Below are 21,854 nucleotides of genomic sequence, written 5' to 3'. Positions count from 1 at the left end.
GTCAGAGGGACAACGACGTTATGTGCTGCCTTGGCGCACCCGATGGTGTAGCCCAGCTCAGTCACGACAAAGGAACCTATTGATGATGCGCCTCGCTTCCCTGTTCTCGGCGCTGGCCCTGGGGCTGGCTGCTTGTGGACCAACCCAGACCACGACGACCCCGACTGCCGTGACTGTTCCGGCGATTTATCAGGCCCGTGTCGATCAAGGCCCGGATGGAAATCCAATCGACATCCCCGCCGTTCGCGCAGCCTACCTGACCGAGCGGAACCAGCGCCAGCGCGTGCCCTATAACGGCACCGAGGCGCCCGGCACCATCGTCGTCGACCCCTATGCCCGCGTCCTTTACGACGTGCTGGAAGGTGGCGAAGCCATGCGTTTTGGCGTCGCCGTTGGCCGCGCAGGCACCGGCTTTGAGGGTTCGGGCGTGATCGCGCTGAAGCGTCGCTGGCCCAGCTGGACGCCGACGCAGAACATGATCAACACCAGCCCTGAACTGTATGCTCAGTTCGCGCGCGGCGTTGCAGGCGGTGCCGACAACCCCTTGGGCTCGCGCGCCCTGTATCTGTATCGTGGCGGCAAGGACACCTACTACCGTATCCACGGCACGATGGACCCGTCCTCGATCGGCAAGGCAACCTCGGCTGGTTGTATTCGCCTGTTCCAGCAGGATATCATGGACCTGTTCGATGAGACCGAGATCGGCACCAACGTCAAGGTCCGCAGCCCGGCTGAAAGCCTGGCCATGGAAGGCCGCATGATCGAAACGCCCGAAGGTTATGTCGTCCCGGCAAATGATGCTGCCGCACTGCAGGTTCAGGCTGCGCCGGCCGCAGGTGCTGTGACGACCACCACCACGGTTGCAAGTGCACCCACGACGACGATCACCACCTCGCCGGTGGAAAGCGCCGTTCGCTAAGCTGCGCAATCAGCAAGAAGAAAAGATAAGGCCCCGATGTCTGATCGGGGCCTTTGCAATTGCAAATTTGGCGATTCTTTCGCACAGTCCGCGCGAAATGCGGCACAGCGCTCAGGGATCAGAATGCCAAATCATGCCAAAATCGAAAAAGACCTGTTGAACGCGGATCAGGCCAAGTTGGTCGCCAATAGCCGCAGCCCGGCCATCGCCGCGCTGGACGACGCCGCGCTTTACGATCTGATCGCACAACTTGAGGTTGCAGCGAAATCCGCAGGTCCAAAAGGCGAAAATGGCGCAGTCAGCATTGCCGATCTGTTTCAATCCGCCCTGCGTCGCGCCCGGACCGAACGCCGCAAGCGTGGCCTGAAACCGAAATCCAGCCGTGCGGCGCCCGCGACCCCCCGCAAGCCTTCTGCCCGACAATCGCCGGTTCGCAAACCGAAAGACCGGACAACGCCGGAAATGCGCAAAGATCTTCGCACGGCGTCGCGCCGCGTTCCGGCCAAAACCGTGGCAAAGGCCGCCGTGACGATCCCAACGGATGCGATCCCACAGCAGGCCGCGAAGCCCGCCGCGGAATCCGCAGGCGGAAACGCCACGCCCCCGCCCAAAAAGACAAAGGCCCCCGCCACGGACCTTGAAAAAGCCCAAAGAAAGGCCGCGAAGGACAGCGCCAGAAAGGCTGTAAAGGCAGCGGAAAAAGAAGCGAAGAAAGCCGCCAAAAACGCCGAGAAGGAAGCCAAGGCAGCACGGAAAGCCGCGAAGAAAATTGCCAAGAAAGCCGATAAGGCTGCGCGCAAGGCGGCCGAAAAGGTGATGGCCGGGGTGAAGAAGAAGAAACCGACAAAGGTCGCAAAAGACCAAGCTTGATACGGGCTGACGGGACCAATCGCAGTGAAGCGCATTTTAACGATTACTCTGGCCATGATCTTGTCCGCTGGTTCCGCGATGGCGCGACCGGCGGTGGACGCCTATTATGGCTATCCGCCGGCCAAGCAGACGGAAAACCGGCGCTGCACCGATGATGGCCGCGATTGCGTCAGGCTGGAACATTACGCAGCCGACGTTTGCATGCTGATCGAACGCAATGCGGCACAGCACAATCTGGACCCAAACTTCCTTGCGCGCCTTCTGTGGAAAGAAAGCCGGTTCGAGCCAAGTGCTGTCAGCCCCGCAGGTGCGCTTGGCATTGCGCAATTCATCCCAAGCACCGCTGAACTTTACGATCTGGACGATCCGTTCAATCCCGCGCAGGCAATCCATAAGGCTGCCTGGTATCTCAGCTATCTATCCGATATGTTCGGCAATGTCGGTCTGGCCGCCGTCGCCTATAACGGCGGCGAAAACCGGGCGGTGCGATATATCGGGATGCGCGGCGGCCTGCCCTATGAGACCGAGGATTACGTTGCCTCGATCACCGGGTTCGAGGCTGTCCGCTGGCGAGACAACCCGCCCGGCGCATCCGATCTGAGGCTAGGTCTGCAGCCCGATCATCCGGATATGGGCTTTCGCCCCGCCTGCGAAAAAATGGCTGGCGACCGCAAATTGCGAGAGTTCACCACCCCGCAGCGGGTCTTTCCCTGGGGTGTGATCGTGGCAAGTCATCCAAGCCAGTCAGGTGCCGCGCAACAGGTCGCCCGATTGAATCGCACGCTGCGTCCACTTTTGGGCGACAAGCGCGTTGGCTATGTCCGCAAACGGATCACGGGTCGGGCACGCGCGCTGTTCACCGCGCAGGTCGGCTACGAAAGCCGCGCCGAGGCCAGCAGTTTCTGTCTGCAATTAAAGCGGGCCGGCGGGCGGTGCATCGTCATGCGGAACTGACGAATGACGAACATCGCCGAAAAACCATATTCCCGCGAAAGCCCTAGTCGGTATCTTGCTTCGATCAGGACATGGAAAAGCCGCAACCGCCACGGTTCCGGCAACTCATGCCGGTGGCTTCGGACAGGCAGGTGATGCTGTCGACCGAAAGACGATAGCTGGCCAGATGAAACATGGGCTTACTGGGGCGGGTTGAAACAATTTGCAGGGGGGTCGTCCCCGGAAACTTTGAAGTCCTCGCAGGTGAACAGCAAATCGTTGCGGATGCCAATCAGATAGGACCCGCCACAAACCGCCAAAGTAATGGCAATCAGAACCGCATTTTGCCTGAGACCGCGTAATTGCAGCGTCTCGGGCATGGTGACACGCATCACCACGCCAATCACGATGGGCAGGGCGAAGATGACTGTCAGTATCTCCAGAACAGTTTGCACTGCGGATAGCGGGCCAGCCGGGTAAATCCGGTCAATTGCCTGGGACACGAACCAAAGCGATGGCAGCAGCATCGCGACCAGATCCATCCCGTGAATGGGCGGTCGCGTGGCCGAGGTTTGTATCAGGTATAATCCGGCCAGAAGCGTGACCATCGACACGACCCAAATCTCGAACAGATCGGACCAGAACACGGTGCCGTAAGCGCCCAGATTGAAGCCAACCGGCCAGACCTCCAGCGCGATCAGAACACAAGCGACCAGAAGATGTCTGCCCTGTGTGGGTTTTTGTTCACTGACGTCCACCATGTTTACCAACTCTTTCGCGATCTTGCTTCACTCAAGCCGACAACCCGCCCCTGGGTCGGCACTTACAAAAAGCTTTGCGGATCAATATCGACCGACAGACGCAGATTGGTGGGCGGCTTATGCGGGGCCAGCCAATCGGCAATCGCGCTTTGCACCGCCGCCTGCCGGGGCGCGTGGATCAGCAGGCGCACCCGGTGCCGCCCGCGAACGCGGGCAATCGGCGCGGGTGCAGGCCCCCATAATTCCGCGCCCGCGTCCCGCAACGGCTGGGCATGCGCGGCCAGATGGCGGGCGAAATCGCTGACCACGCCCAGATCGGGATGTGACAGGATGATCCCGGCAAGGCGACCAAAGGGTGGCATACCCGTCACCTGACGCGCCCCCGCTTCGGCGTTCCAGAACGCCTCATCCTCGCCCGACAGGATTGCACGGATAACGGGATGATCGGGCTGATGCGTCTGCAACATCGCAACGCCGGGCGCTTTGCCCGCGTGTCGCCCCGCACGCCCTGCCACCTGCCGCATCAACTGGAAAGAGCGTTCGGCCGCGCGCAGATCGGCACCTTGCAGCCCAAGATCGGCATCGATCACACCGACCAGCGACAGGCGCGGGAAATTATGCCCCTTGGCCACAATCTGCGTGCCGATGATGATGTCGGTATCGCCATCCGAAATTTCGGCGATGGTGTCCTTCAACGCCCGCGCGGAATGAAACAAGTCCGACGACAGCACCGTCGCCTTGGCGTTCGGGAAACGGGCCGCGACTTCTTCCGCGATGCGTTCAACCCCCGGCCCGATGGCCGCCAACTTGCCTTCGACCTGACAGGATGGGCAGGCGGTCGGGATGGGCCGGGTTTCGCCGCATTGGTGACAGACCAGCCGGTTCTGAAAGCGATGCTCGACCATGCGGGCGTCGCATTGGTGGCAGGCTATCTGTTCTCCGCAGGCGCGGCAGACGGTGACCGGCGCAAAGCCGCGACGGTTCAGGAACAACAGCGATTGCTGACCCTTTTCCAGCCGCGCATCGACGGCCGAGGCCAGCGCGGGTGAAATCCAGCGCCCCAAGGGCATATCTTCGGCCCGCAGGTCGATGGCCGCCATATCGGGCAGCTCCGCCTGACCATAGCGCGAGCGCAGATCAAGCCGCCGGTATTTCCCACTGGCGGCATTCACCCAGCTTTCCAGACTGGGTGTGGCCGAGGCCAGCACCACCTGCGCCTTGCTGATCGAGGCGCGTAGCACCGCCATGTCACGGGCGTTATAATAGACGACATCTTCCTGTTTATAGCTGCTGTCGTGTTCCTCATCGACGACGATCAGGCCCAAATCGCGGAATGGCAGGAACAAGGCAGAACGCGCGCCGACAACCATGCCAACCTCGCCCCGGCCCGCCATATGCCACAGCCGTCGGCGTTCGGCGCGGGTGACGCCGCTGTGCCATTCGCCGGGGCGTTCGCCAAAACGCGCCTCGACCCGCGACAGGAATTCGGCCGACAGCGCGATCTCGGGCAGCAGAACCAGCGCCTGACGTCCGGCCCGCAGACATTCCGCGACGGCTTCCAGATACACCTCGGTCTTGCCCGACCCGGTGACGCCGCGCAGCAGGGTCGTGCCGTAACCGCCGCCCCGGATCGCCTGACGCAGATCATCCGCAGCCGCCTGCTGATCGGCGGCCAGGGGTTTGCCCGGCAGCGACGGATCAAGCCGTGGATAGGGCAGATCGCGCGGGGCCAGAATTTCGGCCAGCGTGCCCGCGCTGACCAGCCCCTTGACCACCGCCGTTCCAACACCCGCCAGTTGCGCCAGTTCGGATGGCGCAAAGCTCGCGCCGCCATGATCCGCCATGACCTGCATCACGCGCTGACGCGCCTCGGTCATTCGCGGCGGCGGATCGCCCGCGGGCACGATCACGCGCCGCGCGGCAGGCGGCTGATCCAGATCGGGCGCACGTGTCGCCATCCGCAGCATCAGTGGCAGCGCGGTCAGCGTGTAATCCGCCGCGCGGGTCAGGAAATCCAGAAAACCCGGCTGAAACGGCTCGGCGTCCAGCACCCTGGCAACTGGCCGCAGCTTGGCCAGATCGAAATCGCCGACACCTTCGCCCCAGACCAGCCCAAGGACACGGCGTGGCCCAAGCGGCACCAGCACCAACTGCCCCTGCCGCACGCCGTCTTCGGGCGCCAGATAGTCCAGCACGCCGACTGGTTCGACCGTCAGAACGGCGATCCGGGCGCGGTCAGGAAAAAATGCGGGCAGGCTATCGGGTCTCATCGCTGCCGATAAAGCCACAGCTGGGCCGGGTTGCAAGGGTGTGTGTGGCTCGCGAAGACAAATCACCCTTGGCCCGCGCCTGTTTCCCGGCGATACTTGCCCAAACGCCATTTGATGCAGGGTGGCCGCTTCACGCTGCCAGTTTTCTGCGCTACACCCGTGACGAAACGCACCAGAGGAGCCGGGCCATGAAATTCTTTATCGATACCGCCGATGTGGACGCGATCCGCGAGCTGAACGATCTTGGCATGGTGGACGGCGTTACCACCAACCCCTCGCTGATCCTGAAATCGGGCCGTGACATCATCGAAGTCACGAAGGAAATCTGTGACATGGTGGAAGGCCCTGTCAGCGCCGAAGTCGTGGCCGAAAAAGCCGAGGATATGATCCGTGAAGGCAAGAAGCTGGCCGAAATCGCGCCGAATATTGCGATCAAGGTGCCGCTGACCTGGGACGGCCTGAAGGCCTGCCGCGCATTTGCCGATGACGGCCACATGGTTAACGTGACGCTGTGTTTCAGCGCGGCACAGGCGATTCTGGCCGCCAAGGCCGGCGCGACCTTTATCAGCCCGTTCGTCGGTCGTCTGGACGACATTCATCTGGACGGGATGGACCTGATCGAAGACATTCGCACGATCTATGACAATTACGGCTATGAGACGCAGATCCTTGCCGCCTCGATCCGTTCGGTGAACCACATCATCGAAGCCGGCAAGATCGGTGCCGATGTCATCACCGCGCCGCCCTCGGTCATCAAGTCGATGGCAACGCATCCGCTGACCGACAAGGGGCTGGCGCAGTTCACCGCCGACTGGGCGAAAACCGGCCAGAAAATCGGTTGAGCCGATGAGCAATGAGGCAGGAATGACGACCGATGCGACGCTTGACCCGGAAACCCGCGAAAAGCTTCTGGCCGATCCGGGCGTCATTCTGGCCGATCGCGACCTGATGCGGGCGCTGGTTATCGCGCGTGAGGCCGAAGTCGGTGAAAATGTCATCGACATTCGCGGCCGCGCGATGGAGGCGCTGGAATCCCGCCTTGACCGGCTAGAGGTGCAGCATGAAAATGTCATCGCTGCCGCCTTTGACAACCAATCCGGCGCGGCGGTTGTCCACCGCGCCGTCATCGGGCTGCTGGAAACCGCGAATCTCGAGGATCTGGTCCACAGCCTGCAAGCCGATATTGCGCCGATCCTGCGTATCGAAACCCTGCGGCTGGTGATCGAGGCCGATCCGGTCATGCCCAATCTGCCCGAAGATGTGGTCATTGCCCCGCAAGGTGCGATCGAGCGTATCGTGACGGCTGGCCGTCGTGCGCCGCGCGGCGATGATATCGTGCTGCGGCCATCATCGCCCATCACCCGCCCCATTCACGGTCGCACCGTCGCATCCGAAGCCCTGCTGCCGCTTGATCTGGGCGCCCGTCGTCCGCACGGGCTGCTGCTGATGGGCAGCGCCGAAACGGGCCGCTTCATGCCGGCGCATGGCACCGATCTGCTGCGCTTTTTCGGGCAGGCTTTCCGCCTGATCCTCCTGGCAAGGCTATGACCCAGACCACGCCACTGGCCCTTGCTCCGGCGACTGCCGATGCCTTGGGCCGGTGGCTGGATCTGGAATCCGCGACACGCGACCGTTCCCTCCATACGATCAACGCCTATCGCGCCGATCTGCTGGCTTTTCTGTCCTTCATGGGGGGGCATGAAGGACATGCCGCAACCCCGAAATCACTGGCAAAACTGCGACAGGGCGATATGCGGGCCTTTGCCGCGTCCGAACGGGCGCGTGGCCTTGGCGCACGATCGCTGGCCCGGCGGCAATCGGCGGTGCGCAGCTTTCTGCGCTGGCTGTCGGACCGCGAAGGCTATGACTTGTCCGCCGCGCTTTCGACCCGCAGCCCGAAATATTCGCGATCCCTGCCCCGACCGCTATCCCCGGAACAGGCGCAGGATGCACTGGATATGGTTGCCACGGGCCATCAGGTGCCATGGGTCGCCGCCCGCGATGCCGCTGTGATGACGCTTCTTTGGGGCTGTGGCTTGCGGATATCCGAGGCCCTAGGGTTGGACGGGCGGGACTGGCCGTTTCGCGACAATCTGACAATTACCGGCAAGGGCGGAAAACAACGCCGCGTTCCAATGCTGCCGGTGACGCGTGATGCCGTGGCCGAATATCTGCGCCAATGCCCATGGCGGCTTGCGCCCGATCAACCGCTGTTTCGCGGCATGCGCGGCGGCAGGCTAAGCCCCGATCAGGTGTCAGGCGCGTTGCGCCGTGCCCGTGCCTCGCTGGGCCTGCCGGAAACCGCCACACCGCATGCGCTGCGCCATTCCTTTGCGACGCATCTGTTGTCTGCTGGCGGCGATCTGCGCACGATTCAGGAATTGCTGGGCCATGCCAGCCTGTCAACCACGCAGGTCTATACCGGCGTGGATGATGCGCATCTGATGGCGGTCTATCGTGCGGCGCACCCACGGGGATGACGACCGAACGGGAAAAAATGCGGACGGGCAAATGGTATGACTGCCTTGATCCCGAGCTGGAGGCCTTGCGCAGTGCCGCAAGGCGCGCAGTGCATCAGCATAACACCCTGCCACCCTGGGGTCGCGGCGCCGTGGCACCCCTGTTGCACAGGTTGCTTGGCCAGGTCGGGGAGGGTGTCTTTCTGGAAGCGCCGTTTCATTGCGCTTACGGCTTCAATATCAGCCTTGGCGACAATGTCTACCTGAATGCCGGTTGTGCGATTCTGGACAGCGGCTCAGTCACAATCGGAACCCGGTCGATGCTGGGACCGAATGTGCAAATCTACTGTGCCCAGCATCACAAGGATGCCGCACGACGGGCGGCAGGTGAAGAAATCGCCTATCCGGTCCAGATCGGCGAAGATGTCTGGATCGGCGGTGGCGCGATCATCATGCCGGGCACCACGATTGGCGATGCCGCGATTATCGGCGCGGGCAGCGTGGTCACGCGGGACGTTGCTGCGGGGGTGACGGTTGTTGGCAATCCGGCCAGACTGATCAGTGGCTAGCGGACGCGATCCGTGGGTAAACCGCGAAATCGAACCGTGCGCCCTATTTTTGCGTTAAAAGGCCGACACAGAAGGAAGCACAAATGATCACACATGCGATCTTCAATCGTCCGATGGATGCCGAAATCCCGCACGGGCTGGATGAGGCGATTTTCGGCATGGGCTGTTATTGGGGCGTCGAACGGCTGTTCTGGCAGCAAAAAGGGGTCTGGCTGACCGAGGTCGGTTTTGCGGGCGGCACGACGGAAAATCCGACCTATGAACAGGTCAAGACCGGCACCACCGGCCATGCCGAGGTTGTCCGCGTGGTCTATGACAGTTCGCTGATCAGCTATAACCACCTGCTTCAGCTTTTCTGGGAAAACCATGATCCCACGCAGGGCGAGCGTCAGGGCAACGATGTCGGCAGCCAGTATCGCAGCATGATCGTTGCGCAAAATGACAGCCAGCTTTCCGCCGCCGAAGCATCCAAGATCGACTTCAACAACCGCCTTGCCGTCGATGGTTTCGGTGAGATCACGACACAGATCGTCGAAAAGACTCCGTTCTGGCCCGGCCCCGACGATCATCAACAATATCTGGCCAAGAACCCTGACGGTTATTGCGGGTTGAAAGGCACCGGAGTACAGGCATCCATCCCCAACCCGGACCCGATCTGATGACCACCTTTACCGCACTGACCCACCTGCCCGGCCGCGAGGCCGCCGAAGCATTGGCCGAGGCCTGCGAGGGGCTGGAGCCGGAACCCGTCGGCACCGGCATATTCGAGATCGAGGACGGCTCGAACAGGTGGGAAGTCGGTGTCTATTTCACCGAAGCGCCGGATGAGGTGGCACTGGCACTGATGGCGGCGGCCTATGGCGCGCAGCCCTTTGCGATTTCGGAACTGCCCGAGGTGGACTGGGTCGCCCATGTCCGCCGCGAGCTGACGCCGGTGCGGGCCGGACGCTTCTTCGTCTATGGCAGCCATGACGCCGATCAGGTGCCCGAAGGTGTCGAGGCCCTGTGCATCGAGGCCGCGATGGCCTTTGGCACTGGCCATCACAACACCACCAAGGGCTGTCTGGAGGCTTTGGACCGCATTGCCAATGACGGCTATCAGGCGCTTCGTATTGCCGATATTGGATCGGGCACCGCGGTTCTGGCGATGGCCGCCGCCCGCGTCTGGCCCGTCACAGTGATCGCCAGCGACATCGACCCCGTCGCCGTGGACACTGCCGCCGCCAACGTGCTGGCCAATGGTCTGGACGGTCGCGTCGTCTGCATCGAAGCCGTCGGTTTCGACCACCCGATGCTAGAGGATGCGGCCCCCTTTGATCTGGTGCTGGCCAATATCCTGAAACAACCGCTGATCGACCTGGCGCCGGATATGAAAAAATCCGTCGCCGCAGGGGGCAAGATCATTCTGTCAGGCATCCTGACCGGTCAGGCCCCCGAGGTGATCGCAGCCTATGAGGCCAAGGATTTCGCCTTGGATCGCCGTGACGATCTGGGCGAATGGTCCACGCTGACCATGACCCGCAAGGGCTGATTGCAAACCTCTGCCCGCTGGGCTAGCGCTTGGTCGCGGAGGAATTGCCATGACGACAGCGACCATCCCGGAACAGGGCACGCAACCCCTGAAGGCGGCCATCTGGATGATGGGCGCGGTCACGGCCTTCACATTGATGGCGATTGCCGGCCGGGCTGTTGCGCTGGAACTGGATACATTCGAATTGCTGGGCTATCGCTCGGCCATCGGGATCGTGATCATGGGCGCCCTGATTACGTTGCGCGGGAAATGGGGGACGATCAACTTCCGCCATCCCGGCCTGCATCTGTGGCGCAACACGATCCACTTTGCCGCGCAGAACCTGTGGTTCTATGCCATGTTCAACATCGCGCTGGCACAGGTCTTTGCACTGGAATTCACCGCGCCCTTGTGGCTGCTGATCCTGTCCCGCGTCCTGTTGGGTGAAAAACTGACCAGACCACGGACTGTCGCGGCGCTTTGCGGTTTTGCGGGCATCCTGCTGGTCGCGCAACCGGGCGCGGTCCCGATCACCCCCGGTCTGGTGGCGGGGGCACTGTGTGCCGTGGGCTTTGCGCTGACCTATATCGCGACGAAACAACTGACAGCGGTGACATCGCCCACGAATATCCTGTGGTGGATGACGGTGCTGCAAACATTGTTCGGACTGATCTGCGCGGGAATCGACGGCGATATCGCCCTGCCGTCCGCTCAGGCACTGCCTTGGATCGGCCTGTTGGGTTTCACCGGGTTGGCTGCCCATTTTTGCATCGCAAGCGCCCTGAAACTGGCACCCGCGACGCTGGTCATGCCCTTCGATTTCCTGCGCCTACCGGTGATCGCAGTCGTGGGATTGCTGCTTTACAACGAACCCATCGGCCCGTGGGTGATCGTCGGCGGTGCGCTGATCCTTGGCGGCAACTATCTGAACATCCGGGCCGAGGCGGCGAAGAAAAAGGCCGAAGCCGTTCAGCCATGAAAAAACCCCCGCGGCTTCTGCTTCGGGGGTCGTTCCATGCAGGGATGGCTATGGCTTAGAAGCCGCGCGCAATCCGCTCGATGTCGCCGCGGCACAGACCGATATCGTCCAGCTCACGATCCGACAGGCGGCTCAGTTCACGGCGCGTCACGCGGGTGTCGTTCCACCCGGACAGGACCGAGAACAGTTTCGCGAAGACATTGCCAACACCACCAACAGTTGCACTGCTGTTCATTTCAATCGTCGACATGACATCACCTGTTTTCGTCTTGCCCACCCATTGGGCAACTTCATCATGCCAGCGATATAATTTGGGCATCGCGCCAAGAGTAGCTATTCGGCGTTCATGCCCGATATGCGCGTGCTGCAAGCATGGACCTGATTTACGTGACTTAAATGCAACGAAGCTGTCCAGATGCCTGATTTACGCGCGCGTAAACATAAATAAGGCTAATTTGCCTGCGAATTCGTCGGGATCTTTACCTGATCGACTGATTCGCGATTCTGTAATTCTTGGCATCCCCGCCCAGCCTAGCGCCAATCCCCCAAGGCCGATTGCCACAGGGCCAGCGCCGCGACCGCAGCCGTATCGGCACGCAGGATGCGCGGCCCAAGGCTGATGCGCGTGACATAGGGCAAAGACGACAGCCGCTTACGCTCGGCGTCCGAAAAGCCGCCTTCCGGGCCGATCAGGATGGCCCAGGGACCGGCGGGCAAGCCTGCCAAAGTTTCGGCCGGACCGGCCAGAACCTCATCCGCCCAAAGGATGCGACGGGCCGGATCCCATCCGTCCAGCAATTTGGACAGCGCCACCAGATCATCGACCGCCGGGACATAGGTGCCGCCGCATTGTTCCGCCGCCTCGATCGCGTGGGCTTGCAGGCGATCCTGCCGGATGCGTTCCGAGTTGGTGAAATCGGTCTGCACCGGCAGGATGCGGGCTGCACCCATTTCGGCCGCCTTTTCGACGATGAAATCGGTGCGGGCCTTTTTGATCGGTGCAAAGATCATCCACAGATCGGGTGGATCGCGCTGATCACCGGTCTGCCGGATCAGGTCCAGCCCCCCGCCCCGTTTGCCCGCCTGCGCAATCGAGGCCAGCCATTCGCCATCGCGCCCGTTGAAAACCGTCACCTGATCCCCGGCCCGCTGCCGCATGACACCGGACAGGTAATGCGCCTGCGCCGCGTCCAGCGGAACTGCTTGTCCCGGGACCAAGGGGTGCTCTATGAACAATCTGATCTTAGCCATGAGGCCAGACGCTATGCAAAGCCAGACCGAAAGGCCAGATGCCGTCATCGACGCACCGGCAGGAAACTGGGTCGACCGTTATGCCCCGCCGCACTGGCGACCCTATCTGCGGCTTAGCCGCGCAGACCGGCCCATCGGGACGTGGCTGCTGTTGCTGCCCTGCTGGTGGGGTATCGGGCTGGCGATGATGTATGACGCGCCGCATTGGTTTGACCTGTGGATCGCGATTGCCTGCGGTATCGGTGCCCTGGTCATGCGTGGCGCGGGTTGCACATGGAACGACATCAGCGACCGCGATATCGACGCGCAGGTGGCGCGGACGAAATCGCGCCCCCTGCCGTCTGGACAGGTCACGTTGCGCGGCGCTTATCTGTGGCTGGTGGCGCAATGTCTGGTGGGGTTTCTGATCCTGCTGACGCTGGGCCCGGCTGCCATCTGGATGGGGGTGCTGTCGCTGGTGCTGGTGGCGATCTATCCCTTTGCCAAGCGTTTCACATGGTGGCCGCAGCTGTTTCTGGGCTTTGCGTTCAACTGGGGCGTCATGCTGGCCTATGCGGCGCATATGGGGCGGGTTGACCTGTCGCCTGCGGTCGCATGGCTGGGCGGCATTGCATGGACGATCTTTTACGACACCATCTACGCCCATCAGGATATCGAGGATGACGCCCTGATCGGGGTGAAATCCACCGCCCGCCTGTTCGGCGACAACAGCCCCAAGATTCTGCGCGGATTTGCGATCCTGTCGGTCAGCCTGCTGGCAATCGCGATCCTGCTGACGGGTCGCAATCTGTTGATAGCCTATATCGGACTGGCGGCCTTCGCTGGCCATCTTGCCTGGCAGCTAAGCATTTTCAAACCATATCAAAGCCCTATAGGACTTCGCCTGTTTCGATCCAATCGCGATGCCGGGCTGATCCTTGCACTGTTTCTTGCCATCGCAGGACTGGTGTGATTGCGCCTTTGGCAATGCATGGATAGACCAAAGCACTTGGAAACAACCAAAGACACATTCTGATGCCCTCATCCCGCCGCAGGCTTACCGCTTCACTTGTCACCGTGCTGGTCCTGACGACCGCGGGTGGATTGTGCTGGTGGGGGGCGCATTCGGCGGCAGAGTTCATCGAGAAACGCTCGCTTGGCAATGTGCAACGCGCCCTGATGCTGGATGGCAAGGAATGGGTCACCGTCACCACCGACGGATTGCAGGTCCATCTGTCCGGCACCGCCCCGACCGAGGTCGACCGTTTCCGGGCGATGTCCGCGGCGTCCACGGCGGTCGATTCCAGCCGCATCATCGACGACATGACCGTGGCTGCCGTCGCAGCACTGGCACCGCCGCCATTGAAGATCGAATTGCTGCGAAACGATGACGGGATTTCGGTGATCGGGTTGATCCCCAGTTCCAGCAATCGCGCCGCACTGATCCGCACTTTGCGCGATGAAACCGCTGCGCCACAGATCACGGATCTTCTGGAAGTCTCGGATCAGAAACCGTCCGAAGGGTGGGATAAAAGCGTGCAGTTCGGCCTGCGTGCGGCACAACTGGCGCCGCGTGCCAAGATTTCAATCGAGGCGGGCACGGTGCATGTATCAGCCATTACGGACAGCCGCGAGGAAAAGGGGCGGCTTGAAACATCGTTGAACCAGGCGGTGCCAGACGGCGTCAAACTGCAGACCGAGATTTCTGCCCCTCGGCCGGTGATCTCTCCTTTCATGCTGCGCTTTCTGATCGACAAGGATGGGCCGCGCTTTGACGCCTGTTCAGCCGATAACGAAGAGGGGCGTGACCGGATTGTCGAAGCCGCCGTCGATGCGGGCGTCGATGGTATTCCCGGCTGCACCCTGGGACTTGGCGCGCCGTCGCCGCAATGGGCCGATGCCGCCGTGGCCGCGATTGCTGCTGTCAAACAGCTTGGCGCAGGCACTGTGACCCTGTCAGACGCGGATGTCGCGCTGGTGGTGCCGGCCAATATCGAAAAAACGGTCTATGACGCCGCCACCAGCAAGTTGGAACAGGCACTGCCCGATGTCTTTTCGCTGCGGGCCGAACAGGAAAAATCCACAGAAGATCAGGAGCAAGGCCCGGCGGAATTTACCGCGACGCTGGATGAAAAACAAAAGCTGTCCATGCGCGGCCGTATCACCAACTCTCGCATGCACGAAGCGGTCGACAGCCTTGCCCGATCCCGCTTTTCCGAAGTGCAAAGCAATCTGCTTGACGATGATGCGGTGCCCTCGGGGTGGACGGTTCGCGTGCTGGCCGCGATCGAGGCGCTGGATACCCTGGATTACGGCAGCGTGCAGGTCACGCCCGATCTGATCGCGCTGTCGGGCACATCAGGCAACCCCGAAGCGACCGAGGCGGCAGCCGCACAACTTGCCGATCGTCTGGGCCCCGGCGTGCCATTTGAACTGTCGGTGCGCTATGACCGGCTGCTGGATCCCGCGCTGAACCTGCCCGATGGCAATGAATGCGTGCGGCAGCTGAACATCATCATGTCCGAAGCCGAAATCGGGTTTGAACCGAACAAATCGTCCATCGCGGGCGATCCCGCCCCCACGCTGGAGCGGTTGGCGGATGTGATGAAGGAATGTCGCGACTATCAGATCGAGGCGGGCGGCCACACGGATTCGCAAGGCTCGGAAGGGTTCAACGCCGATCTGTCGCGTGGTCGTGCGCAAGCGTTGGTGCGCGTCATGCGGGAAGCAGGCATCGACACTGCCAACATGACCTCGCGCGGGTTTGGCGAAAGCCAGCCCATCGCCAGCAATGAAACCGAAGCGGGTCGCGAAGAAAACCGCCGCATCGAATTCCGGCTGATGTCCGAACGCCCCGTTCGGACGGAAACGCTGCCCCCGCCGGTCACATTGCAGGGCACGACGGCCGAACCGTCTGCAGAGGACGCCGATCACAGTCATGATGAGGAACCTGCCCCCCTCACGGATGAAGATATCCTGGCCGAAAGCATGGCCTCGATCACCCTTGGTCCGATCTTTGCGGGTGAGAATATGGAAGGTCCGATCAATCTGACGGCTGCCGCCACGATGATCCGCACGCTGATCGCGCCATCTGCGGCACAGGTATCTCAGCCCGAGACGGAATTCTTTGGCCCCCCCATACCAACCGCAGGCACCAGCCCCTTTGCGCCCGCAACCGTGGGTGCCAGCGAAGAATTTCTGTCCCCGCAGCAACGGGAAGAGAATATCATCCTTCCGGTTCAGACCCCGGATGAAAATACGCCGCGCCCTTCTCCGCGCCCGGATGAAGTGGCAGAAGAAGCAGCAAGTGAATAAGGGCTGACACATGAACCGCACCGAATTCATCACCGTCACCGCGATCATCCTGTTCGCCGCCTTTATTCTGGGCTGGTTCGCCAGTTGGCTGGTCCATCGCCTGTTCCGGTCAACCCGCGCCGATATGTCGGAACTGGATCACATGGCGCAGCAACTGCACGACGCCGAAGAAGCCCGCGACGCCGCCGTATCCCTTCTGGAAGAGCGTGAAGGCGAGATGCGCAGCAAGCTACGCGGCGCGGAATCGGAACTTGCGGCTGCGATGGACGGCCTGCGCGAAAGCCGCACCGAGGTCGAGGAACTGCGCAGTTACATCGAACGCAAGCTGGCGCGGCGCTGATTTGGCGCTGCCCGCTGAATCGTTCGACCCTGTGCCGGAAGCTGTTCCTGCCACGGTTCTGCACTACCTCGACCAGATCGGGGCGATCCTGCAAAAGCTCGTCACACGGGACGATGCCGCAGACCTGCTGGCCATCCGGCTTGCCCCGGATATGTTCGACACGGCATTGCAATTCGCCATTGCGATCCGCTTTGCCGCGCGAACGATGTGCCCGCCGACAGGTCAGATCGCGCCTGACATTCCCAAGCAGCGTGATTGCCACACATTGCTAGGCTATAAAGCACAAATCGCCGATCTGATCCGCCCGATACGCGGAACAGACATGGTGTTTCCGGTCACGCATCATGCGGGTCAGGCGGTGCTGACCCAAGAGGCCGTCGATTACGCCATCCGTTTCGCTCTGCCGAATATGATGTTTCACACAAGCATGGCGTATGCGGGCCTGCGCCACGGCGGCATGGCGATCGGCAAGGCCGATTTCGACGGATTGCACGCCTACTGATTGGCAAGCCTTCGATGCCATGATCGGGCGCCGGATGCCGCTTGCAACAAAAAAGGCGACGCCATCGGCGCCGCCCTTTTCGTCATATCCGTCGCGGATCAGATGCCGGCGTCGATGATCGCACGGGCCAGAACCGGCACCGTGTCGGCGTTCAGACCGGCGATGTTCAGGCGCGAATCTCCGACCATATAAATCGCGCTGTCATCTTTCAGTTTCTGCACCTGCGCGGGCGTCGCCCCAAGGCGAGAGAACATGCCACGATGTCGGTTGATAAAGTCAAAACGGTCGCTGCCGGTCAGGTTGCGCAACTCGGACGCCAATTGGGCGCGCAGGCCCAGCATGGTGTTGCGCACATCCTCCAGCTCGGCCGCCCAGTCGGCACGCAGAGCGTCATCGCCCAGAATGGTGCTGACGATACGCGCACCGTGATCGGGCGGGAACGAGAAGCTCTGCCGGTTCAGATAGGCCATCGACCCTTGGGCCAGATCGCGAGCGGCCGGGTTTTCCGCCAGCGCAATCAGGATGCCGGTGCGTTCGCGGTAAATGCCGAAGTTCTTGCTGCAAGAGGCGGCAATCAGAACCTCTGGCAGGCTTTTCGCGACCAGACGGGTGGCTTCTGCATCGGCATCCAGACCGTCGCCAAAGCCCTGATAGGCCAGGTCGATCAGCGGCACCGCCCCGGATTTTTCAAGGATCGCGACGATTTCCAGCCATTGATCCAGCGTCAGGTTTGCACCGGTCGGGTTATGACAGCAGCCATGCAGCAAGACGATGTCGCCCTTGCCTGCCTTGGCGATGTCGGCCTTCATGCCCTCGAAATCGACGCCCCGCGTTTCATTGTCGAAATAGCGGTATTCGACATAGGGCAGGCCCATGAATTTCATGATCGACAGGTGGTTCGGCCAGGTCGGGTCCGACACATGGACCGTCACATCCGGGTTCGCCAGACGCGCCAGTTCCAGCGCCTGCCGGATCGCGCCGGTGCCCCCGACGGACGCGACCGAGGCCAGACGATCCGCAGGCACATCCTTCAGCACCATCGCGGCCAGTGCGTTGCGGTAATCTGCCTCGCCCGCCAGTCCGGTATAGGCCTTGGTGGTCTGGGTTTCCCAAATCCGCTTCTCGGCCTCTTTCACCGCGCGCATGACAGGGGTGACGCCGTTCGGGTCTTTATAGACGCCAACGCCAAGGTCGATCTTGCCCTGACGGGTATCGGCCTTGAACTCCTCGATCAGCATCAGGATCTTGTCGGGGGCTTGCGGTTTCAGGTTGGACAGCATCTTACGCGTCTCCGGTTGCGATGGGCAGGTCGGGAAAGCTGCCCCATTCGGTCCAGCTTCCGTCATACAGGGAATGATTGCGATGGCCGAGCCGTTCCAACGCCAGCGACAGGATCGCGGCGGTCACGCCGCTGCCGCATGTCGTGATCGCGGGTTTGGACAGGTCGATGCCGGCGGCTTCGAATTCGGCGCGGATCGCATCTGGGTCTTTCATCGTGCCATCGCCATTATATAACCGGCCAAAGGGCAGGTTCCGTGCCCCCGGAATATGACCGGAACGCAGGCCGGGGCGTGGTTCAGCCGCGTCACCGCGAAACCGTTCGGACGCGCGGGCGTCGACGATCGCGTAATCGCCCAACTTGGATGCCGCGGCCACCTGCGTCACATCGCGAACCAGACCGGCCTGACGCTGCACGGTGATGTGGCGGTCGCGCATGATCGGGGACATGTCTTCGACCGGGCGGCCCTCGGCCTGCCATTTGGCAAGGCCGCCATCCAGCACGGCAACATCCGTCTTGCCCATCAGGCGGAATGTCCACCAGACGCGGGCGGCGCTGTGCAGATCGGAATTGTCAAGATGACGATCTGGTGCCCGTCGCCAATGCCCATTGCCCGCATCCGGCTGATGAACATTTCCACCGGAGGCGCCATATGCGGCAACTCGCTGCGCTTGTCGGAAATCGCGTCGATGTCAAAGAAGCGCGCATTGGGGATATGGGCGGCGTCATATTCCGCCTTTGCATCACGCCCCGACGCGGGCATGTGCCAGCTTGCATCAATGATCCGCAGATCGGGATCGTTCAGATGCGCGGCAAGCCAGTCGGTCGAGACCAGCGTTTTCGGATCGTCCTGCATGGGCATCCCCTTTGTTGACCCCGGGATCGGCTCGCAGTCGATTTAACCGGCACGGCACCGCGCTGCAATGCCGCCTTGTGCGTTGCCCCGCAATTGTTATGCTTTTTCGGCATCTTGGGTAAACGGGTGACGCATGTTCCAAGTCGTTTCGGCCATCGCGTTGATGATCGCGCTTCTGCATCTGTGGATTCTGGTGCTGGAAATGTTGCTGTGGGAACGCCCGCGCACCCGCGAAATTTTCGGCACAACGCCCGAATTTGCCAAGGCAACCAACGTCATGGCCGCCAATCAGGGTGTATAACGGCTTTCTTGCCGCAGGGCTGCTGATCGGTGTCATGTCGGGGGATCGCGGGTTTATCAGCTTTTTCCTGACATGCGTTGCCGTGGCTGGTATCTTTGGTGCGGCCACGGTGTCGATGCGCATCTTCTTTGTGCAGGCGCTGCCCGCACTGATCGCGCTGTTATTGCTGGCGCTGACCTAGCCGCCCTGCTTCAGCAGGCGTTGCTTCTGACGATCCCAGTCACGTTTGGCACTTGTTTCGCGCTTGTCAGCGACCTTTTTGCCTTTGCCCACGCCGATCTTCAGCTTTACCAGCCCGCGATCATTGAAATACATCACCAGCGGGACAAGGGTCATCCCCTCGCGCCCGATTGCCTGCCACAGGCGTGACAATTCGCGCTTGCTGACCAGCAGCTTGCGTTTGCGACGTTCATCATGGCCAAAGACCCCGGCATTCGTCAAAGCGGCGATATAGCCGTTGATCAGCCACAATTCGCCATTCTCGACCGAGGCGTAGCTTTCCGCGATGTTCGACTGGCCGGTGCGCAGTGATTTCACCTCTGACCCGGTCAGGATGATGCCAACCTCAAGATCGCTTTCGATGAAGTAATCGAACCGCGCCCGCCGGTTTTCGGCGATGACCTTGTAATTCTTGTTTGCATCAGCTTTTGCCATGCATCGTCAGATAGGCTGGCCCATGTGCAAAGTAAAGTCGGGCGGCAATTGTAAGTGGCGCGACCAAGCGCAATCCTGGGGAAACAGACGGCCAAAAGGGGGAACAATGCTGCTTCAGATTTCCATCGGCAGTATCATGATGCTGATCACGGTGTTCCTGTCCGGGCTGTCGGTCCTTAGCTTTGCGGCTTTCTTCAACAAAACCGGCAATCGGCCTGATGACCGCCTTCATGGTCGAGGCATTGCGCCATATCCGGGTGCGGCAACTGAAACATGATGATGTCTGACATTGCAATTCGCCGAAGGAGTTCCAGATGAAGCCAGGAAATCGCAATCTGATCACCGACGTGTCCGGCTTTCGGATCGGCAATGCGCAGGATGAAACCTTGCGATCCGGCGTCACGGTGCTGACGGCGGACATGCCTTTTGCCGCAGCCGTTCACGTCATGGGCGGGGCACCCGGAACGCGGGAAACCGACCTTCTGGCAGCCGACAAGCTGGTGACACAGGTGAATGCGCTGGTTCTGGCGGGCGGGTCTGCCTTTGGATTGGCGGCATGCGATGGCGTGATGGCTGGGCTGCTGGCGGATGGCAGGGGCTTTGCGGTCGGCGATGTGCGTGTGCCCATCGTGCCGGGCGCGATCCTGTTCGATTTGCTGAATGGCGGGCGAAAGGACTGGGCTGAAAATCCCTATCCCGCGCTTGGCCGCGCGGCCTATCACGCGGCAAACCCTGATTTCGCCATCGGCACCGCCGGTGCGGGTTTCGGCGCGATGACCGGCTGGCTGAAAGGCGGGTTAGGCTCTGCCTCGGCGGTGCTGGAGAATGGCGTCACTGTCGGTGCGCTGGTGGCGGTCAATGCGCTTGGCAGCCCGACGGTCGGCGATACGCGCCACTTCTGGGCAGCCCCGTGGGAAGTGGGGGATGAGTTTGGCGGCCTTGGCCTGCCCGACACCTTCCCCGCAACCGCCGAACCGCCCCCGATGAAACATCAGGGTGAAGCCACGACCATCGCCATTATCGCAACCGACGCCATGCTGGAAAAACCCGCTTTGCAGCGGCTGGCGACCGTCGCCCATGACGGTTTGGCACGGGCACTGGTGCCCAGCCACACGCTACTGGACGGCGATCTGATCTTTGCCGCCTCATCGGCCGCGCGCCCATTGACTGACCCGATCACGGATATGTTCCTGCTGGGACATGCCGCCGCAAGCGTCTTGGCGCGGGCGGTCGCGCGGGCAATCCATTCGGCGACGCCGCGCCCGGGCGATCTGCAATCAAGCTGGAAAAGCCTAAGATACTGAAAGGGCGGTGCAAATCTGCACCGCCCCCAGAGAGATCGCCAAGAGGGATAGCTTAGCGATAAATATAAACGATTTTACGGTCCGTTGGGTTCACCAAAACTGTCTGACCATTGATCTGCGCATAGCGATAATCCGGTTGTTCCGGAATATCATACAGGGTCACATTCTCGGGAATTCCGGCACCGGTGACGACCTCACCCTCCAGCAACACCGGATCGACGGCGTTGGAGGTGATGTAGGTGGTGATTTCCGGGGCCGGCTCTTCGGTCGCAACCGCGCCTGCAGTGCCACCGATAGCCGCACCGGCAATCGCGCCGACCGGACCGCCGATCAATGCGCCCATTGCCGCGCCGCCCAGTCCGCCGACAGCAGTGTTCTGGTCCTGGCTGGGATCAGCTTCCGGCTGCTCGATCACTGTCACGCCGATGGTCTGGCGGTTCGGATAAAGCGGCTGGATTTCATCGCCCGCCTTTACGGTCAGATAGTCGCCATAGGCCCATCCCGACAATTCACCCGAGGTGACGTCGCACCAATTGGCGCTTTCGATACAACCGGCGACGCTGACTTCGGCACCGTTCTTGATGGCACCTACGACTTCATGCTGAACACCCGGGCCCGAACGCACGTTCAGATCGGTGCCAGCGGTGGCCATGGTTTGCGCAAAACCTGCGCCCGTCATGGCGATCGTTGCAAGTGCCGTCGCTGCAATCATCTGTTTCATAACAAAATCTCCTGCACATTGGTTCGCCTTGCGAGCCATTGACGCAACAACACCTCGATCTGAGCCCTCGTTCCGACACGAC

At 61.5% G+C, this 21,854-nt stretch carries 23 protein-coding genes and 2 pseudogenes; 17 read left to right on the top strand and 8 right to left on the bottom strand.

Features of this window, described 5'->3' with window-relative positions; all coding sequences use genetic code 11:
* Positions 1 to 85: 85 nt before the first annotated feature.
* The 3 genes from H4P12_RS07030 (at position 86) to H4P12_RS07020 (ending at position 2,743) form a co-directional block, all read left to right on the top strand.
* A complete protein-coding gene (locus tag H4P12_RS07030) occupies positions 86 to 919 on the top strand; it encodes a L,D-transpeptidase (RefSeq protein WP_187793339.1) in 834 nt (277 codons plus the stop codon).
* A gap of 123 nt (positions 920 to 1,042) precedes the next feature.
* Entirely contained in the window at positions 1,043 to 1,789 is a 747-nt protein-coding gene (locus tag H4P12_RS07025; protein WP_187792950.1) for a hypothetical protein, read from the top strand.
* 54 nt (positions 1,790 to 1,843) lie between these two features.
* Complete coding sequence (locus H4P12_RS07020) at positions 1,844 to 2,743, top strand: lytic transglycosylase domain-containing protein (RefSeq protein WP_187792949.1); 900 nt, start codon at positions 1,844 to 1,846, stop codon at positions 2,741 to 2,743.
* 179 nt (positions 2,744 to 2,922) lie between these two features.
* Here the strand turns inward: H4P12_RS07020 and H4P12_RS07015 are convergent, their stop codons facing one another.
* Together H4P12_RS07015 and H4P12_RS07010 are read right to left on the bottom strand one after the other, a co-directional pair.
* Positions 2,923 to 3,483, bottom strand: a complete 561-nt coding sequence (locus H4P12_RS07015) for a hypothetical protein (RefSeq protein ID WP_187792948.1) — start codon at positions 3,481 to 3,483, stop codon at positions 2,923 to 2,925.
* 62 nt (positions 3,484 to 3,545) lie between these two features.
* The gene (locus H4P12_RS07010; protein WP_187792947.1) at positions 3,546 to 5,753 is read right to left on the bottom strand and encodes a primosomal protein N'; all 2,208 of its coding nucleotides are present in this window, start codon (positions 5,751 to 5,753) and stop codon (positions 3,546 to 3,548) included.
* A 188-nt stretch (positions 5,754 to 5,941) separates the two neighbouring features.
* Here H4P12_RS07010 and fsa point away from each other — a divergent pair, with 188 nt between their 5' ends.
* From fsa to H4P12_RS06975, 7 genes are all read left to right on the top strand, one after another.
* Positions 5,942 to 6,595, top strand: a complete 654-nt coding sequence (fsa, locus tag H4P12_RS07005; RefSeq protein WP_187792946.1) for a fructose-6-phosphate aldolase — start codon at positions 5,942 to 5,944, stop codon at positions 6,593 to 6,595.
* Positions 6,596 to 6,599: 4 nt separating this feature from the next.
* Positions 6,600 to 7,301, top strand: coding sequence for a DUF484 family protein (locus tag H4P12_RS07000; RefSeq protein WP_246449028.1), 702 nt, complete (start codon positions 6,600 to 6,602; stop codon positions 7,299 to 7,301).
* Positions 7,298 to 8,233: a tyrosine recombinase XerC gene (locus H4P12_RS06995; protein WP_187792945.1), complete on the top strand. Its 936-nt coding sequence runs from the start codon at positions 7,298 to 7,300 to the stop codon at positions 8,231 to 8,233. The genes H4P12_RS07000 and H4P12_RS06995 overlap by 4 nt, the downstream gene beginning before the upstream one ends.
* Before the next feature lie 17 nt (positions 8,234 to 8,250).
* Complete coding sequence (locus H4P12_RS06990) at positions 8,251 to 8,781, top strand: sugar O-acetyltransferase (RefSeq protein ID WP_246449025.1); 531 nt, start codon at positions 8,251 to 8,253, stop codon at positions 8,779 to 8,781.
* An 83-nt stretch (positions 8,782 to 8,864) separates the two neighbouring features.
* Entirely contained in the window at positions 8,865 to 9,440 is a 576-nt protein-coding gene (gene msrA, locus H4P12_RS06985) for a peptide-methionine (S)-S-oxide reductase MsrA (protein WP_187792943.1), read from the top strand.
* A complete protein-coding gene (locus H4P12_RS06980) occupies positions 9,440 to 10,312 on the top strand; it encodes a 50S ribosomal protein L11 methyltransferase (protein ID WP_187792942.1) in 873 nt (290 codons plus the stop codon). Before msrA ends, H4P12_RS06980 begins: the two co-directional genes overlap by 1 nt.
* Before the next feature lie 49 nt (positions 10,313 to 10,361).
* Entirely contained in the window at positions 10,362 to 11,270 is a 909-nt protein-coding gene (locus tag H4P12_RS06975) for a DMT family transporter (protein ID WP_187792941.1), read from the top strand.
* A 55-nt stretch (positions 11,271 to 11,325) separates the two neighbouring features.
* On the opposite strand, the gene H4P12_RS06970 is transcribed toward H4P12_RS06975, so the two are convergent.
* Positions 11,326 to 11,520, bottom strand: coding sequence for a DUF1127 domain-containing protein (locus H4P12_RS06970; RefSeq protein ID WP_187792940.1), 195 nt, complete (start codon positions 11,518 to 11,520; stop codon positions 11,326 to 11,328).
* Between the two features lie 281 nt (positions 11,521 to 11,801).
* Positions 11,802 to 12,521, bottom strand: a complete 720-nt coding sequence (locus H4P12_RS06965; protein WP_187792939.1) for a 16S rRNA (uracil(1498)-N(3))-methyltransferase — start codon at positions 12,519 to 12,521, stop codon at positions 11,802 to 11,804.
* A gap of 13 nt (positions 12,522 to 12,534) precedes the next feature.
* Here H4P12_RS06965 and ubiA point away from each other — a divergent pair, with 13 nt between their 5' ends.
* The 4 genes from ubiA to H4P12_RS06945 all read left to right on the top strand — a co-directional run bounded on the left by ubiA (position 12,535) and on the right by H4P12_RS06945 (position 16,657).
* The gene (gene ubiA / locus H4P12_RS06960; protein WP_187792938.1) at positions 12,535 to 13,473 is read left to right on the top strand and encodes a 4-hydroxybenzoate octaprenyltransferase; all 939 of its coding nucleotides are present in this window, start codon (positions 12,535 to 12,537) and stop codon (positions 13,471 to 13,473) included.
* Positions 13,474 to 13,535: 62 nt separating this feature from the next.
* Positions 13,536 to 15,815, top strand: coding sequence for an OmpA family protein (locus H4P12_RS06955; protein ID WP_187792937.1), 2,280 nt, complete (start codon positions 13,536 to 13,538; stop codon positions 15,813 to 15,815).
* 10 nt (positions 15,816 to 15,825) lie between these two features.
* Positions 15,826 to 16,155: a hypothetical protein gene (locus H4P12_RS06950; protein ID WP_187792936.1), complete on the top strand. Its 330-nt coding sequence runs from the start codon at positions 15,826 to 15,828 to the stop codon at positions 16,153 to 16,155.
* 1 nt (position 16,156) lies between these two features.
* The gene (locus tag H4P12_RS06945) at positions 16,157 to 16,657 is read left to right on the top strand and encodes a DUF1993 family protein (protein ID WP_187792935.1); all 501 of its coding nucleotides are present in this window, start codon (positions 16,157 to 16,159) and stop codon (positions 16,655 to 16,657) included.
* 98 nt (positions 16,658 to 16,755) lie between these two features.
* Here H4P12_RS06945 and H4P12_RS06940 read toward each other — a convergent pair whose 3' ends face one another.
* Complete coding sequence (locus tag H4P12_RS06940; RefSeq protein ID WP_187792934.1) at positions 16,756 to 17,937, bottom strand: amino acid aminotransferase; 1,182 nt, start codon at positions 17,935 to 17,937, stop codon at positions 16,756 to 16,758.
* A 1-nt stretch (position 17,938) separates the two neighbouring features.
* Positions 17,939 to 18,792: pseudogene (sseA, locus tag H4P12_RS06935) on the bottom strand (3-mercaptopyruvate sulfurtransferase).
* 133 nt (positions 18,793 to 18,925) lie between these two features.
* On the opposite strand from sseA, the pseudogene H4P12_RS19260 reads away from it, so the two are divergent.
* A pseudogene (locus H4P12_RS19260) lies at positions 18,926 to 19,274 on the top strand (DUF1304 domain-containing protein).
* Here the strand turns inward: H4P12_RS19260 and smpB are convergent.
* A complete protein-coding gene (smpB, locus tag H4P12_RS06925) occupies positions 19,271 to 19,747 on the bottom strand; it encodes an SsrA-binding protein SmpB (protein WP_187792933.1) in 477 nt (158 codons plus the stop codon). The pseudogene H4P12_RS19260 and the gene smpB sit on opposite strands and share 4 nt — an antisense overlap.
* 106 nt (positions 19,748 to 19,853) lie before the next feature.
* Between smpB and H4P12_RS06920 the strand changes: the two genes are divergently transcribed.
* Together H4P12_RS06920 and H4P12_RS06915 are read left to right on the top strand one after the other, a co-directional pair.
* Complete coding sequence (locus H4P12_RS06920) at positions 19,854 to 20,024, top strand: hypothetical protein (protein WP_187792932.1); 171 nt, start codon at positions 19,854 to 19,856, stop codon at positions 20,022 to 20,024.
* A gap of 37 nt (positions 20,025 to 20,061) precedes the next feature.
* Complete coding sequence (locus H4P12_RS06915; protein ID WP_187792931.1) at positions 20,062 to 21,051, top strand: P1 family peptidase; 990 nt, start codon at positions 20,062 to 20,064, stop codon at positions 21,049 to 21,051.
* A gap of 52 nt (positions 21,052 to 21,103) precedes the next feature.
* Here the strand turns inward: H4P12_RS06915 and H4P12_RS06910 are convergent, their stop codons facing one another.
* Positions 21,104 to 21,772 carry a DUF1236 domain-containing protein gene (locus H4P12_RS06910; protein ID WP_187792930.1) on the bottom strand — a complete coding sequence of 223 codons (669 nt, stop codon included), beginning with the start codon at positions 21,770 to 21,772 and terminating at the stop codon, positions 21,104 to 21,106.
* Positions 21,773 to 21,854 lie beyond the last annotated feature (82 nt).

The sequence above is a fragment of the Paracoccus amoyensis genome (genome assembly GCF_014490725.1).
Classification (GTDB): domain Bacteria; phylum Pseudomonadota; class Alphaproteobacteria; order Rhodobacterales; family Rhodobacteraceae; genus Paracoccus; species Paracoccus amoyensis.
The sequence above is the reverse complement of the archived record's forward strand: the minus strand, read 5'-3'. Positions and strand labels throughout refer to the sequence as shown.

What these genes read in the sequence shown, in the direction of transcription:
- H4P12_RS07010 (WP_187792947.1), bottom strand. Translation starts at nt 5,753, where the DNA reads ATGAGACCCGATAGCCTGCCCGCATTTTTTCCTGACCGCGCCCGGATC.
- msrA (WP_187792943.1), top strand. Translation starts at nt 8,865, where the DNA reads ATGATCACACATGCGATCTTCAATCGTCCGATGGATGCCGAAATCCCG.
- smpB (WP_187792933.1), bottom strand. Translation starts at nt 19,747, where the DNA reads ATGGCAAAAGCTGATGCAAACAAGAATTACAAGGTCATCGCCGAAAAC.
- H4P12_RS06955 (WP_187792937.1), top strand. Translation starts at nt 13,536, where the DNA reads ATGCCCTCATCCCGCCGCAGGCTTACCGCTTCACTTGTCACCGTGCTG.
- H4P12_RS07020 (WP_187792949.1), top strand. Translation starts at nt 1,844, where the DNA reads ATGATCTTGTCCGCTGGTTCCGCGATGGCGCGACCGGCGGTGGACGCC.
- H4P12_RS07015 (WP_187792948.1), bottom strand. Translation starts at nt 3,483, where the DNA reads ATGGTGGACGTCAGTGAACAAAAACCCACACAGGGCAGACATCTTCTG.
- H4P12_RS06915 (WP_187792931.1), top strand. Translation starts at nt 20,062, where the DNA reads ATGAAGCCAGGAAATCGCAATCTGATCACCGACGTGTCCGGCTTTCGG.
- H4P12_RS06975 (WP_187792941.1), top strand. Translation starts at nt 10,362, where the DNA reads ATGACGACAGCGACCATCCCGGAACAGGGCACGCAACCCCTGAAGGCG.
- H4P12_RS06920 (WP_187792932.1), top strand. Translation starts at nt 19,854, where the DNA reads ATGCTGCTTCAGATTTCCATCGGCAGTATCATGATGCTGATCACGGTG.
- H4P12_RS07025 (WP_187792950.1), top strand. Translation starts at nt 1,043, where the DNA reads ATGCCAAATCATGCCAAAATCGAAAAAGACCTGTTGAACGCGGATCAG.
- H4P12_RS07030 (WP_187793339.1), top strand. Translation starts at nt 86, where the DNA reads ATGCGCCTCGCTTCCCTGTTCTCGGCGCTGGCCCTGGGGCTGGCTGCT.
- H4P12_RS06990 (WP_246449025.1), top strand. Translation starts at nt 8,251, where the DNA reads ATGCGGACGGGCAAATGGTATGACTGCCTTGATCCCGAGCTGGAGGCC.
- H4P12_RS06970 (WP_187792940.1), bottom strand. Translation starts at nt 11,520, where the DNA reads ATGTCGACGATTGAAATGAACAGCAGTGCAACTGTTGGTGGTGTTGGC.
- H4P12_RS06940 (WP_187792934.1), bottom strand. Translation starts at nt 17,937, where the DNA reads ATGCTGTCCAACCTGAAACCGCAAGCCCCCGACAAGATCCTGATGCTG.
- H4P12_RS06910 (WP_187792930.1), bottom strand. Translation starts at nt 21,772, where the DNA reads ATGAAACAGATGATTGCAGCGACGGCACTTGCAACGATCGCCATGACG.
- H4P12_RS06995 (WP_187792945.1), top strand. Translation starts at nt 7,298, where the DNA reads ATGACCCAGACCACGCCACTGGCCCTTGCTCCGGCGACTGCCGATGCC.
- H4P12_RS06980 (WP_187792942.1), top strand. Translation starts at nt 9,440, where the DNA reads ATGACCACCTTTACCGCACTGACCCACCTGCCCGGCCGCGAGGCCGCC.
- H4P12_RS06965 (WP_187792939.1), bottom strand. Translation starts at nt 12,521, where the DNA reads ATGGCTAAGATCAGATTGTTCATAGAGCACCCCTTGGTCCCGGGACAA.
- H4P12_RS07000 (WP_246449028.1), top strand. Translation starts at nt 6,600, where the DNA reads ATGAGCAATGAGGCAGGAATGACGACCGATGCGACGCTTGACCCGGAA.
- H4P12_RS06950 (WP_187792936.1), top strand. Translation starts at nt 15,826, where the DNA reads ATGAACCGCACCGAATTCATCACCGTCACCGCGATCATCCTGTTCGCC.
- fsa (WP_187792946.1), top strand. Translation starts at nt 5,942, where the DNA reads ATGAAATTCTTTATCGATACCGCCGATGTGGACGCGATCCGCGAGCTG.
- ubiA (WP_187792938.1), top strand. Translation starts at nt 12,535, where the DNA reads ATGCAAAGCCAGACCGAAAGGCCAGATGCCGTCATCGACGCACCGGCA.